We start from the raw sequence: 12,680 nt of genomic DNA on the forward strand, positions 1-12,680 counted from the left end.
TGTCGACCCTATCAGCAAGTTGCGTCGCGTAACGCTGCTACTGTCATTTGATACCATTACATTTCTCCCGTCGAACGTTGGATCGTGACAATGTTTCGTGGGTATCGAGATGCACTGCAGGTCGCCTAGCGACGCACACTCACGCAAGAATCGTAAGCACGTTACAGTAAAAGCGAGTGTAAATTTTGAGGCGGGCTGAGTTGTTTCTTTGCCGGCGTCGAGCTGTATGCTGCCCCTATTGGCAACGCTGATTGGCACAGCATGATGCAGAGATTGGACATGTCCGGCATCACGATTCTCTCGGCCCGAACAATCATCAAGCCGTTCACCCCACGCGATGCGGAGGAGGTCTTCGCCTGCATGTCGCCCGGGATCACCCGTTTATGTCGTGGGATCCGCCGTCTTCGTTGGCTGAATTCGAGCGTGTCTGGGGGGATTGGCTGCCGTCGATCGAGGATCGCTCCAATGTTCACCTAGTTGCTCTCGCGCGCGACAACGGTCGGTGCCTCGGCATTGTCGGACTGCATGACCTACAGTCGGGAAAGCCGGAGCTCGGTATCTGGCTCCGCCAGGACGTCCACGGACAGGGCCTCGGGCGCGAGCTGATCGGTTCGCTCACAGCATGGGCGAGCGAGAACGCAATCGTCGAGTATTTCGAGTATCCGGTCGCCGAGCAGAACGTGGCCAGCAGGCGGATTGCCCAGGCCCATGGGGGCCGCGTCACAAGACACCGGTCCAACTCCAAATACAGATCCGTCGTCTATATCATCCCCCGATCCGCCGTTCGCCTCACAGGCGTCGCGAGCCGCACAAGCGTCGCAAACCCGCGATTGCGGCTCAGCGGACGCGGGCCGGCTGCATCGGCCGAAGCACGTTCATGAGCGCGCCATAAGGCAGCAGCATCACCAGGCCGACGATCGTCTTGACCAAGAAATCGCCAATAGCCCAGGAGATCCAGCGCGGCGCCTGAGCCGTAAAGACGCCGAGGATCGGCGAGGATTCGAGGGCGAAGAGGTCGTTCGGCCCAAAGAACACGAAGAATGCGGCAAAGGCGAATGAGAAGAAGATCACCGTATCCAGCATCGAGCCGACCAGCGAGCCGACCAGCGGCGCCCGCCACCAGGCCTGGCGGCGCAGGCGGTTGAAGACAGCGATGTCGAGAAGCTGACCCGCGAGATAGGCCGAGCCGGAAGCGATCGCAATACGCGGCACCGACGTGAAGAACGACAGCGCAACGCCAACCACGAAGCCCGCGAACACCACCTTGCGCGCGGCCTGCGGGCCGAACTGGCGGTTGGTCAGATCGGTGATCAGGAAGGCAACCGGATAGGTGAAGGCGCCCCAGGTCAAGAGATCGGCCAGATCAACGCCGGCAAACCGCGCGTCCACCGGAAACTGCACGAAGAAGTTCGAGGCCACGACGACAAGCGTCATCAGCGCGACGTAGATAACGGTAAAGCGCGTCTCAGGCATTTTTTTATCCTGGGGTATGCCACCAGTTGGAGTGATCGTCAGGCAAAGCTAAAGGCTTGTGCGGATATTATCCGTTCAAGCCTTCTGAAGCCTTATAGCAGAAGAGTCGAAGCTTAGGCAGCGACAGCGGCTTCGGCAGCCTTCTTGACGATCTGGCGACGAAGCAGACGAGCGCGCATCGACAGTTCGCCTTCGCTTGCCTTGATCAGGAAAGCATCGAGGCCGCCACGGTGCTCTACGGTACGAAGGGCAGCAGCCGAAACGCGAAGACGGTAACGCTGGCCGAGCGCGTCGGAAATCAGCGTAACCTGGCACAGGTTCGGGAGGAACCGGCGCTTGGTCTTGTTGTTGGCATGGCTGACATTGTTGCCAACGAGGACTGCCTTGCCGGTCAATTCGCACATGCGGGACATGGGACACCTATTCTTGTTTTTCTCGGCCATCAATTGCCGACCCGCGCAAAATCGGGCTTGCAATCCAACAGGCCATGATTGGAAAGTTGCGGTTCTATAATCAGACAGGCCGGGCGCGTCAAGCCAAACCTTGGCGTTTCCCGCAATTCCGTCAAAAAGCTCGTGTTTTCTTCGCAGGACAACAAGCGTATAGACCGTGCTGTGCGGCTTTACCAGCTCGCCGGAACAAGGCAGATTTCATGGCTCATTTGGGCAAACGCATTTTCATCTCGGCAATCGCCGCACTTGCTGCGCTTCCGGCCGGTGCCGGCGAGATAAAGCACAGAACGGAATACAGGGTTTCCCTTGGAATCCTGACGATTGCACGCGCGGCCTTTCTCACGAGGATCGAGGACGACAAGAGCTACGAGATCTCCGGCGACATCAGTTCTGCGGGCCTTGCCGATCTGGTGACCAATATCTCTGCGAAGACCAGCGTCGACGGCGTTCTGCGCGGCGACCGGCTGCAGGCCTCCCGATACCATCTCTACTACAAGAGTGGCAAGCGCGCGCGCACCTACGATGTCCGCTACGACAACGGCAACATCACCTCGACCACCGTCAAGCCCCCGCGCCGGCTGCCTGCGAACTGGGTCAATGTCCCGGCTGGCGACATGCGCTCGGTGCTCGACCCGATCTCCGGGCTGATCTTCCCGGTCGGAACCGATCTCTGCGCCCAGAAGCTCCCGATCTACGATGGCGAGATGAGGATGGACCTCGTGCTCTCGCCGAAGGGCTCCAAGGCGTTCGAGACGGAAGGCTTCAACGGCAAGGCGACCGTCTGCAATGTCCGTTTCGTGCCGAGGTCCGGCTACAAGAAAGGCCGAAGCGACATCGAGTATCTGAGCAAGAGCAGCCGCATGGAAATCTGGTTTGCCAAGGCAGACGCGGCGAATGTATATGCTCCTGTCTATGTCCGTATCCCGACGCAATACGGGCCGGTGACCATTACCGCGGTGAAATACACAGCAGGCTGACGGAGCTGATGTCTCCGTGAAGGGGGATGAGTGAAGCTTCGGGCAACGTTGATCGGGTTCACGGCCATTGTCATGTGGTCGTTTCTGGCGCTGTTTACGGCAGCGTCGGGAAAAATGCCGCCGTTCCAGCTTTCCGCCATCTGCTTTGCCATCGGCAGCATTCCAGGCCTGCTGGTGCTGATCCTCAATCCTTCGCGCCTGGCGCTGCTGAAGCAGCCGGCCAAGGTATGGATCGTCGGCATTGCCGGGCTGTTTGGATACCACTTTCTCTACTTTACGGCGCTGCGCAACGCGCCTGCCGTCGAGGCCGGTCTGATCGCCTACCTCTGGCCCTTGCTGATCGTTGTCGGTTCGGCGCTGCTGCCGGGCGAGCAGCTGCGCTGGTATCACATCGTCGGCGCACTCGCCGGTTTGAGCGGCACCTTCCTGATTGTCGGGCGCAACGGCATCGACTTCGATGGTGCCTATGCCATCGGCTATGGCGCCGCCATTCTCTGCGCCTTCACCTGGTCAGGATACTCGCTGCTGACGCGGCGTTTCGATGCGGTATCGACCGATGTCGTCACCGGCTTTTGCCTTGCAACATCGGCTCTGTCGCTGCTTTGCCACCTGGGACTTGAAACCACCGTATGGCCGGAAGCGCCGTTCGAATGGATCGCCGTCGCCGGGCTCGGGCTCTTTCCCGTGGGAGCGGCCTTCTACGCCTGGGACTACGGCGTCAAGAACGGCGACATCCAGATCCTCGGCGCTGCAAGCTATGCCGCACCGCTCTTTTCGACCCTGATCCTGACGATCTTCGGCTTTGCCGAACCCAGCTGGCGCATCGCGCTCGCCTGCCTCCTGGTAACCGGCGGTGCGGTGCTTGCCGCGCAGGAGATGTTTCGGCGAAAGCGGACGCCGGCAGAACGGGCCGCCGCCTAGCTGCGCCAGTAGCCGGCGAAGCGCTTCTGCTTCCGAAGAGAGCTTGTGGCTTGCTGCCGTGCTCTCCTCGACCATCGCCGCATTTTGCTGTGTCGATTGATCGAGCGAGTTGACGCTCTGGTTGATTTTCGGTGCCTTTATCTCCTTGGCGGCACTTGCCGAGCGCTGGGCGAGCTCGCGAACCTCCTGGGCAACGACGGTGAAACCCTTGCCGGCTTCCCCCGCGCGAGCAGCCTCGACGCCCGCATTCAGCGCCAAGAGGTTGGTCTGGAAGGCGATGTCATCGATCACGCCGATGATATTGGTGATCTCGCGGGAAGACTGCTCGATCTGCCCCATCGCCGCCACGGCATTGCGCACCACAAGGCCCGATTGCTCGGCGCCGTGGTTCGTCTTGGCAACCAGCTTTCCTGCTTCGCCCGCTCGGAGGCTAGAATCGTTGACCGTGGTCGTGATTTCTTCCAGCGCCGCGGCCGTCTCCTCGATCGAGGCCGCCTGCTGTTCCGTCCGCTTGGAGAAGGAATCCGCCGCGGACCCGATCTCCCGCGAGCCAGCTGCAATAGTCTGCGCGTTCTCGCAAAGGGTCTTCAGCGTTTCGAAAAGTCTCGCAACCGTCGCATTGAAGTCATGCCGCAGCTGCTCCATCGACGGCACGAACGACGAATTGACCGTCTTGGTAAGGTCGCCTTCGAAAAGTCCGCGGAGCACTTCCCCCAGCTGGCTGATGGCGCTCATGCGCAGCGTGACGTCGGTTGCGACCTTGACGACCTTGTAGACCTTGCGGTCGGCATCGGTGATCGGATTGTAGACTGCCTGGATCCCGATCTCCCGGCCCCCTTTCGCGAAGCGCCTGTAGACCCCGGCATTGTACTCGCCCCTCCCAAGGCGAGCCCACAACTCGCGATACTTCGATGTCGCGGTGTGGGCGGGCTTACAAAACAAACTGTGATGCTTGCCGGCGTTTCCGGAAGGCTATGAAACCGGGAGAGTTAATGTTCGGCATAAAACAGATATCTAAATATGGATTAACCACTAAAACTCGTGGTGGCTGCACCCCGCAACAAAAAAGGGCGCCCCATCAGGGGCGCCCTTCGGCAATCACTAGGCCTTCGACCCCTTTCGGAGCACCGAAAATCACTATTCCGAAGCAACATCCGCGAGAGCAGGAGCGTCGCCCGACGGAGCATCGCCCTCGCTCGAAGCCTCTGCCTCACCTTCAGCACCGCGGCGCGGGCGACGGGGGCGGGTGCCGGTGGCGCGGCGCCGCGGCTGGCGTTCGCGCGGCTGGCCGGCTGCACTCTCCTCATCCATCGAGACCTCGGCCGGAATGCCCTCGATGACCGGCTGCGGGCCGGTGCCATCGATGATCTCAGGCTGCGGCTCAACCGCTGCGACCGGAGCCGGCTGCCCTTGTTGGCGGCGCGGCTGGCGCGCGGGCTGATCTTCGTTTCGGCGTGGCTGCTGCTGCGCCTGCTCTTCCGCACGGCGCGGCTGTTGCTGCTGCTCGTCCGCACGGCGCGGCTGTTGCTGCTGCTCGTCCGAGCGGCGTGGCGGCTGCTCATCCGATCGGCGCTGCTGATGCTCGTACTGCTGCCGCGGCGGGTGAACGACGACGACGTCATCATTGTCTACGCCGTCGTTATCATCGCCGTCAGCGCCTTCGCCGTATTCGTTGCGGTCGTCGCGCTGGAAGCGTTCCTGCATCTGCGCCTGTGCGGCGGCAATGATGCGGTTGTAGTGTTCGGCGTGCTGCAGGTAGTTTTCTGCCATGACGCGGTCGCCGGAGCTCTGGGCGTCGCGGGCAAGTTGCGCATATTTCTCGGCGATGTGCTGGGCAGTGCCGCGGATCTTTACGTCGGGGCCGGAGCTATCGTAGCTGCGAGTCAGCGGATTTCCGCCCTTGCGGTTGAAATTGTTGTTATTATTGCTTCCACCGCCGCCGCCGTTGTTACTGCCACGCCCGCGACCGCGCTTATTCTGCTGTCCTGGCCTCATCGATCGTTCACCTGAATTCTCTGTTTGTGTGGAGTGATGGCACCAACCGCCGTGACCGGACAAACCGTCTCAGGCTCTCGTGCCGCAAGCATACTGCGCCTTCGCGCCGACCTGCCGCTTGTTCTCAAGTCAGTTTGACTGATTCACGCATTGGGTCGTGTTCAACCTTTAAAACTCTCGTTTAAAAGAGCCGACCCCCGAGGCTGAGCTAGTATCGAACGAATCGTCGTTCTGTCCTATCTCTCCAACGCGTGGGGCCAACCTATATTGCTTCCCGTGGAAATCCAAGCCTTTTCTTCGCAATGACACCAATGTCCTATTCAATGCTGAATGCATGTTACTTGAGCGCAAACACAAGCACCCGGTCATTCTGGCCGTAATCCTTTGAGGATTCCACATACCTGAAGCCCTCGGCTTCAAATATCCCTGTCACGTCGTTTCGCTGATCGTAGCCTATCTCAAGTCCAATAACGCCGCTGGGCTGCATGAACCTTGCCGCATCCTTGGCGATGGCTTTGTAAGCGTCAAGCCCGTCCAGGCCACCATCCAGTGCGGCAGCCGGATCAAATTTCGTCACTTCGGGCGCAAGACCGTGAATGATACTGGACGCTATATAGGGCGGATTTGAGACAATCGCGTGAAACGACCCTTGAATATTCTCGAACCAGCTGGATTGAACGGCCTCGAATCGATCACGCAAGCCATTTCTGTCTGCGTTCGATTTTGCCGTCCTCAATGCATCGGCCGATATGTCGCTGCCGATGCCTGACGCTTGCGGACATTCGCTCAACAGTGCAAGGCATATCGCGCCGGTTCCTGTTCCCAAGTCCAGAACATGGATATGGCCCTCCGTCGTCGCAAGATTGCGCAGATGGGGAAGCATCGTATCGACGAGAATTTCCGTATCGGGCCGCGGTTCCAGCGTCTCGGCCGAAAGCGACAATGGCAGTCCGTAGAACTCGCGCTCGCCGAGAATACGGTGCACGGGCTCATGCGCCAGCCGCCGTTCAATGGCGGCCTGAACGGTCAAAAGTCTGGCTCCGACCGGGTCACTCCCACGCGTCAGGATCTCGGTCGTCGACAGGTCCAGGAGACCGGCGATCAGCACGCGTGCGTCTGTCGCCGGGTCTTCGATGCCCGCTTCGGTGAAACGACGGCGAGCATCGGCCAACATCTGGGAAACCGTAGGACCGGCCTGTTTCCCGATCTCGTTCATCGCTGTTCGCCGAGCTGGGCCAGCTGGCTCGCCTGATAGTCGGCCATCAGCGCATCGACGATTTCGTCGATCTCGCCCACCATCATCCGGTCGAGCTTGTAGAGGGTCAGGTTGATCCGGTGGTCGGTCACGCGCCCCTGCGGAAAATTATAGGTGCGGATGCGCTCCGAGCGGTCACCGGAGCCGACCTGGTTCTTGCGGTCGGCCGAACGCTCGCTGTCGGCCCGCTGGCGCTCGGCGTCGTAGAGGCGCGAGCGCAGAACCTGCATCGCCTTGGCGCGGTTCTGGTGCTGCGATTTTTCAGAGCTGGTGACCACGATGCCGGTCGGCAGGTGGGTGATGCGTACCGCCGAGTCCGTCGTGTTGACGTGCTGGCCGCCTGCACCCGACGAGCGCATTGTGTCGATGCGGATGTCTTCCGCCCGGACCTCAATATCGATCTCCTCGGCCTCTGGCAACACCGCGACCGTCGCCGCCGACGTATGGATGCGTCCGCCCGCTTCCGTCTCGGGCACGCGTTGTACGCGGTGCACGCCGGATTCGAACTTCAGCTTGGCGAACACGCCCTTGCCGGTGATCGTCGCAATGATCTCCTTGAAGCCGCCTGCTTCCCCCTCGCTCGACGAGAGGACCTCGACCTTCCAGCCATGGGCTGCCGCGTAGCGCTCGTACATGCGGAAGAGGTCGCCGGCAAACAGGGCCGCCTCCGAGCCTCCCGTGCCGGCGCGGATTTCGAGGATCGCGCTCTTTTCGTCGGCAGCGTCTTTCGGCAGCAGCAGGATCTGGATCTCCTGCTCCAGCGCCTCGATCTGCTCCTTCACATCAGGCAACTCGACCTCCGCCATATCACGCATTTCGCGATCGACGGATTTGTCTTCCAGGAGCGACTCGAGATCGGTCAGTTCCGCCAGCGCCTTCTCGTACTCGCGGATCTTCGTCACCACAGGCTGCAGCTCGGAATATTCGGAGGCAAGCTTGACGTAGACGTCGGCCGACGGGCCGGCCGACATGCGCGCTTCGATCTCGCCGAAACGGCGTTCCAGCTCGCGCATCTTTTCAACGGGAAGCTTCGCCACCCTTCACTCCGATTCTGCTTGTCTATGTCTAAAGAGGTATATTGTGAGCTTCGGCGAAGTGGGCAAGCAGCTCGCGTATCGATGTAGGCGTCTTGGTATCGTCCAGCGCCTCGTTCATGGCTTTGCCCAGCGCCTCGGCATCGAGGCCGAGCAGCATCGCCTTGACGGGGCCGATCGAGGCCGGCGACATCGACACCGAGCGAAAACCGATCCCGAACAACGCCATCGCCGAAATTGGCTTGCCTGCAAGTTCACCGCACAGCGTCACCGGCGTTTTGTTGCGCTGGCCAGCGCGCACGATGTCGCGCAGGATCCTCAGGAATGGCTTGCCGAGCGGATCGAAACGATCCGACACCCGCGCATTTCCGCGATCGACAGCCATCGAGAACTGGAAAAGGTCGTTGGAGCCGACGGAAACGAAATCGACCGCCGCCATCAACTCGTCGAGTTGCCAGAGCAGCGACGGCACCTCGAGCATTGCGCCGAACTGCAGCTTGCGCGGCAGGCCGTGGCCGAAACGCGAAAGGTGCTGCACTTCCTTCTGTAGAAGCTCGCGCACCGCGGCGATCTCCGAAACCTCGGTCACCATCGGCACCATCAGCTTCAATTCCATGCCGGCTGCCGCCTTTAGCATGGCGCGAAGCTGCGTGCGCAACAGTCCTGGCCGGTCGAGAGAGAGCCGGATCGCGCGCCAGCCGAGCGCCGGATTTTCTTCCTCGTGACCCCGGAAATAGGGAACGACCTTGTCGCCGCCGATATCGAGCGTGCGGAAGGTCACGACGCGGCCCGCAGCCTGCTTCAGCACATTGCGGTAGAACAGCTCCTGCTCCTCCGCCTTTGGCATGGTGGAGGCAATCATGAACTGCAGTTCGGTGCGGAACAGCCCGATGCCTTCGGCGCCCGATTCGGCGAGCTGGGGCAGGTCGACCAGCAGGCCGGCATTCATCATCAGCGACACGCGCTGCCCATCCTTGGTCAGCGGCTCCACCGCACGCAGCGCGCGGAACTGCTCCTGCCGGCGCGCCCGGAAGCGCACCTTTTCCTCGTAGGAGCGCTGATGCTCCGGCAAAGGCCTGAGATGCACATGGCCGCCATCGCCATCGATGATCAAGGCGTCGCCATTTTCGGCAAGCGCCACGATGCCGGCGGCCTGGCCGATGACCGGGATGCCCATGGCGCGGGCGACGATAACGACGTGGCTGGTGACAGCACCCTCTTCCAGAACAAGGCCGCGGACGTTTGCGCGCGGATAGTCGAGCAGTTCGGCAGCACCCATGGCACGCGCCAGGATGATCGCGTCGCTAGGGAAGCCGTCTCCGGCAGTGCGGCCGGTGTAGCCCGTCAGCTGACGCAGCAGTCGGTTCGCCAGGTCCTCGAAATCATGCATCCGCTCGCGCAGATAGGGGTCCGTCATGCGGATCATGCGCGCCTTGGTGTCGCTCTGCACCTTCTCGACAGCGGCTTCCGCCGTCAGGCCGTTGCGGATCGCCTCTTCGAGTTTGCGCACCCAGCCCTGGTCGTGGGCGAACATCCGGTAGGTTTCGAGAACCTCACGGTGCTCGCCTTCCATCGACATGTCGCGCTGCGACAGGAGATCGTCGATCGAAATGCGCAGCGAACCGAGCGCCTCGGAAAGCCGCCGGATTTCCTTGTCCGAATCTTCGTTCAGCAGGTTTGTGACGACGATGCGCGGCTCGTGCAGCACGACGTAGCCGAGCCCGATGCCTTCGTTGTAGGTATCGCCATCGATGGTCACCGACCGCGTCAAGTCGAGTTCGAGTCCGGGCTTGGTGATCTTCTTGAGTTCGCCGGTGGCGATCATCTCGGCAAGCACCATCGCCGTCGTCTCGAGTGCCTCGAGTTCTTCCTCGCGATAGTTGCGGCTCGCCTTGTTCTGCACGACGAGAACGCCGAGCGACCGGCCGGTGCGCAGAATCGGCACGCCGAGGAAGGAGTGGTAGATTTCTTCGCCCGTCTCCGGCAGGTAGCGGAAGGCCGGGTGCGACTGCGCGTCGGAGAGATTGAGCGGCTGTGCCGACGCCGCGATGGTGCCGACAAGACCCTGGCCCATCTTCAGTTGCGCCAGGTGGACGGCTTCGCGGTTGAGACCTTCGGTTGCATAGAGCTCGAGCACGCCGTCGGCGCGCAGCACGTAGACGGAGCAGACCTCCGCCACCATGTTGCCGGCGATCTGGCGCACGATCCGGTCGAGGCGCTCCTGTGGCTCCAGCGGCTCCGCCATCAACTCGCGTAGCCGTCTGAGCAGCACGCGCGGACCGCCGGAAAGGTCTCTCATTGCGTCTCAAGCTCCAAAACAAAAGCAAAGTAACCCGGCAGACAAGCCGCGTCACTTCTCAACTTGAACGCGCGACCAGCTTGCTGGGAATCAATTCTTATCCAGACCGTAGCAGGAATGCAAAGTCCTGACAGCGAGTTCCGCATAGGGACCGTCGATCAGGATGGAAATCTTGATTTCCGAGGTCGTGATCGCCTTGATGTTGATGCCCTTGTCGGCCAGCGCCTTGAAGGCGGTGGCCGCAACGCCGGCGTGGCTGCGCATGCCGATGCCGATGACCGAGACCTTCACCAGGCCGGATTCGTTCTGCACGACGTCGTAGCCGATCTTCTCCTTGTTTTCGCCGAGAACCTTGATTGCCTTCTCGACGTCGCCCGACGGCACCGTGAAGGTCATGTCGGTCTTCGAGCCGTCCTCGGAGATGTTCTGAACGATCATGTCGACATTGATGTGGCTTTCGGCCAGCGGTCCGAAGATCGCGGCGGAGACGCCGGGCCGGTCGGCTAGACGGCGAAGCGAGATCTGAGCCTCATCCTTGGCATATGCGATGCCGGTGACTACTTCCTGTTCCACGATTTCTTCCTCGTCACAAATCAGCGTTCCGGGCGGATTCAAGAAATCACCCATGCCCGGAGCATCGGGATCTTCAAACGACGAGCGCACGAACGTGCGCACCTTGAACACCATGGCAAGCTCCACCGAGCGAACCTGCAGAACCTTGGCGCCGAGCGAGGCCATTTCGAGCATTTCCTCGAAGGCGATCTTCTTCAGGCGGCGCGCCTGCGGCACGATGCGAGGGTCTGTCGTGTAGACGCCGTCGACGTCGGTATAGATATCGCAGCGGTCTGCTTTAACAGCAGCCGCGATCGCAACCGCCGAAGTATCGGAACCGCCGCGCCCGAGCGTTGCGATGCGGTTGTCGGGGCCGAGCCCCTGGAAGCCGGCGATGACGGCAACCTGCCCCTCGCCCATCCGCTTGATGATGTCGGTGCCGTCGATCTCGAGAATGCGGGCAGCGCCGTGCGCGTTGTCGGTGCGGATCGGGATCTGCCAGCCCTGCCAGGAGCGGGCATTGATGTCCATCGCCTGCAGCGCGATCGCCAGCAGTCCCGAGGTCACCTGCTCGCCCGAAGCGACGATCGCATCGTATTCGCGCGCGTCGTAGAACGGCGAGTCGCCGCCGACAACCTTCGGCATGCCCTGCACCCAGCCGACCAGTTCGTTGGTCTTGCCGGACATCGCGGAAACGACGACAGCCACCTCATGGCCGGCATCGACCTCGCGTTTGACGTGGCGGGCAACGTTCTTGATGCGGTCCAGATCGGCGACGGACGTCCCGCCGAATTTCATTACGATGCGTGCCATATGCCTCTACCACACCCCGAACATGATGCCGAAACGTGTGAAGCGGTTTTCGGACGCCATCATGCTCTATCTTTGCCTGACCGGGAGAGACGAAAGCCCGACCCGGCATCACGAAGCCTTGGAAAGCGGCATGGCCGAAGAGCCAGGGATTGGGAGTTCTGGAACCCTTCTAAAGCCTTGCGCCCAAGGGCCCAAGTTGCGGCGTCTCTTAGCGAGTTTGTGGGGGGGTGGCAAGGCACGAAGCGGAGAATGAATGCGTGACGGAATGGAAAGCAGATCGGGACCACGGGTGTCGCGGACGCCGGCCATCGGAATCGCACGCGCCCCGGTCTCGGGGCCGGCGACAACGAGAACGCCACGGCGTTCGCCCGTCAATGATCGACAAGAAAAACGCCATAAATTCAGGTAGGCGTCAGGTTTTTTCCGGGGCGTTCAGGTATGCGTCAGGATTAGATGACCCTGTTATGGCACACGGTGTGACGCCTTCGTGGTGACCGGTTTGGTCTCAGGCGTCATTGCGAACTGATTGGGGGACAATCATGGCCGATAGCCCGACGCGTTTGATTCTGCGCAAGGATCACAAGGATGAAGTGTTTGCGAACAGCCAAGGTCCGGTTGGAGACTTCGCGTTCAATGCGACCGTTGCAAACGCTTTCGACGACATGGTCAGCCGTTCGGTGCCGTACTATGAAGAGATGCAGCGAATGGTCTGCGAGCTGGCACAAGACTTTGCGCAGCCGAACACCAATCTCTACGACATAGGCTGTTCGACCGCCACAACGCTGCTCACGCTCGACGGCATGGTCGGTTCGGACGTGCAGTTCATCGGCATCGACAATGCGCCCGACATGCTGGACAAGGCAGCGCAGAAGATCGAAGAATCTGGAACCAACCGCTCGATCGACCTTC

General features: G+C 61.1%; 11 protein-coding genes and 1 pseudogene. 4 read left to right on the forward strand and 8 right to left on the reverse strand.

The genetic code is table 11. The features are described from left to right. Positions 1–383: 383 nt before the first annotated feature. Entirely contained in the window at positions 384–881 is a 498-nt protein-coding gene (locus AC1D2R_RS30245) for a GNAT family N-acetyltransferase (RefSeq protein ID WP_477973294.1), read from the forward strand. Here AC1D2R_RS30245 and AC1D2R_RS30250 read toward each other — a convergent pair. Both AC1D2R_RS30250 and rpmB read right to left on the reverse strand, forming a co-directional pair. Then, positions 838–1,473, reverse strand: a complete 636-nt coding sequence (locus AC1D2R_RS30250) for a queuosine precursor transporter (protein WP_477973296.1) — start codon at positions 1,471–1,473, stop codon at positions 838–840. The two genes, AC1D2R_RS30245 and AC1D2R_RS30250, sit on opposite strands and share 44 nt — an antisense overlap. Before the next feature lie 113 nt (positions 1,474–1,586). After that, positions 1,587–1,886, reverse strand: a complete 300-nt coding sequence (gene rpmB / locus AC1D2R_RS30255; protein ID WP_037059391.1) for a 50S ribosomal protein L28 — start codon at positions 1,884–1,886, stop codon at positions 1,587–1,589. Positions 1,887–2,125: 239 nt separating this feature from the next. Here rpmB and AC1D2R_RS30260 point away from each other — a divergent pair, with 239 nt between their 5' ends. Together AC1D2R_RS30260 and yddG are read left to right on the forward strand one after the other, a co-directional pair. Continuing rightward, the gene (locus AC1D2R_RS30260) at positions 2,126–2,902 is read left to right on the forward strand and encodes a DUF3108 domain-containing protein (RefSeq protein ID WP_477973298.1); all 777 of its coding nucleotides are present in this window, start codon (positions 2,126–2,128) and stop codon (positions 2,900–2,902) included. A gap of 30 nt (positions 2,903–2,932) precedes the next feature. Then, positions 2,933–3,823: an aromatic amino acid exporter YddG gene (yddG, locus tag AC1D2R_RS30265; protein ID WP_477973300.1), complete on the forward strand. Its 891-nt coding sequence runs from the start codon at positions 2,933–2,935 to the stop codon at positions 3,821–3,823. Here yddG and AC1D2R_RS30270 read toward each other — a convergent pair. The 6 genes and pseudogenes from AC1D2R_RS30270 to AC1D2R_RS30295 all read right to left on the reverse strand — a co-directional run. Beyond that, positions 3,716–4,780, reverse strand: a pseudogene (locus AC1D2R_RS30270) (methyl-accepting chemotaxis protein); the annotation flags it as partial. The gene yddG and the pseudogene AC1D2R_RS30270 overlap by 108 nt on opposite strands. Positions 4,781–4,960: 180 nt before the next feature. Beyond that, positions 4,961–5,818 (reverse strand): DUF4167 domain-containing protein, encoded by an 858-nt coding sequence (locus tag AC1D2R_RS30275; protein ID WP_477973302.1) that lies wholly within the window; start codon positions 5,816–5,818, stop codon positions 4,961–4,963. Positions 5,819–6,155: 337 nt separating this feature from the next. Beyond that, complete coding sequence (gene prmC / locus AC1D2R_RS30280; RefSeq protein WP_477973304.1) at positions 6,156–7,034, reverse strand: peptide chain release factor N(5)-glutamine methyltransferase; 879 nt, start codon at positions 7,032–7,034, stop codon at positions 6,156–6,158. Continuing rightward, complete coding sequence (gene prfA, locus AC1D2R_RS30285; RefSeq protein WP_477973306.1) at positions 7,031–8,110, reverse strand: peptide chain release factor 1; 1,080 nt, start codon at positions 8,108–8,110, stop codon at positions 7,031–7,033. Before prfA ends, prmC begins: the two co-directional genes overlap by 4 nt. 28 nt (positions 8,111–8,138) lie before the next feature. Continuing rightward, positions 8,139–10,406: a phosphoenolpyruvate--protein phosphotransferase gene (gene ptsP, locus AC1D2R_RS30290; RefSeq protein ID WP_477973308.1), complete on the reverse strand. Its 2,268-nt coding sequence runs from the start codon at positions 10,404–10,406 to the stop codon at positions 8,139–8,141. A gap of 90 nt (positions 10,407–10,496) precedes the next feature. Continuing rightward, positions 10,497–11,771 (reverse strand): aspartate kinase, encoded by a 1,275-nt coding sequence (locus AC1D2R_RS30295; RefSeq protein ID WP_477973310.1) that lies wholly within the window; start codon positions 11,769–11,771, stop codon positions 10,497–10,499. Between the two features lie 539 nt (positions 11,772–12,310). Here AC1D2R_RS30295 and AC1D2R_RS30300 point away from each other — a divergent pair. Then, positions 12,311–12,680: class I SAM-dependent methyltransferase (locus tag AC1D2R_RS30300; protein ID WP_477973312.1), on the forward strand; the 370-nt coding region annotated here is incomplete at its 3' end.

It is taken from the genome of Rhizobium sp. P1_C7 (assembly GCF_056406295.1).

What these genes read in the sequence shown, in the direction of transcription:
- AC1D2R_RS30245 (WP_477973294.1), top strand. Translation starts at nt 384, where the DNA reads ATGTCGTGGGATCCGCCGTCTTCGTTGGCTGAATTCGAGCGTGTCTGG.
- AC1D2R_RS30250 (WP_477973296.1), bottom strand. Translation starts at nt 1,473, where the DNA reads ATGCCTGAGACGCGCTTTACCGTTATCTACGTCGCGCTGATGACGCTT.
- rpmB (WP_037059391.1), bottom strand. Translation starts at nt 1,886, where the DNA reads ATGTCCCGCATGTGCGAATTGACCGGCAAGGCAGTCCTCGTTGGCAAC.
- AC1D2R_RS30260 (WP_477973298.1), top strand. Translation starts at nt 2,126, where the DNA reads ATGGCTCATTTGGGCAAACGCATTTTCATCTCGGCAATCGCCGCACTT.
- AC1D2R_RS30275 (WP_477973302.1), bottom strand. Translation starts at nt 5,818, where the DNA reads ATGAGGCCAGGACAGCAGAATAAGCGCGGTCGCGGGCGTGGCAGTAAC.
- prmC (WP_477973304.1), bottom strand. Translation starts at nt 7,034, where the DNA reads ATGAACGAGATCGGGAAACAGGCCGGTCCTACGGTTTCCCAGATGTTG.
- ptsP (WP_477973308.1), bottom strand. Translation starts at nt 10,406, where the DNA reads ATGAGAGACCTTTCCGGCGGTCCGCGCGTGCTGCTCAGACGGCTACGC.
- AC1D2R_RS30295 (WP_477973310.1), bottom strand. Translation starts at nt 11,771, where the DNA reads ATGGCACGCATCGTAATGAAATTCGGCGGGACGTCCGTCGCCGATCTG.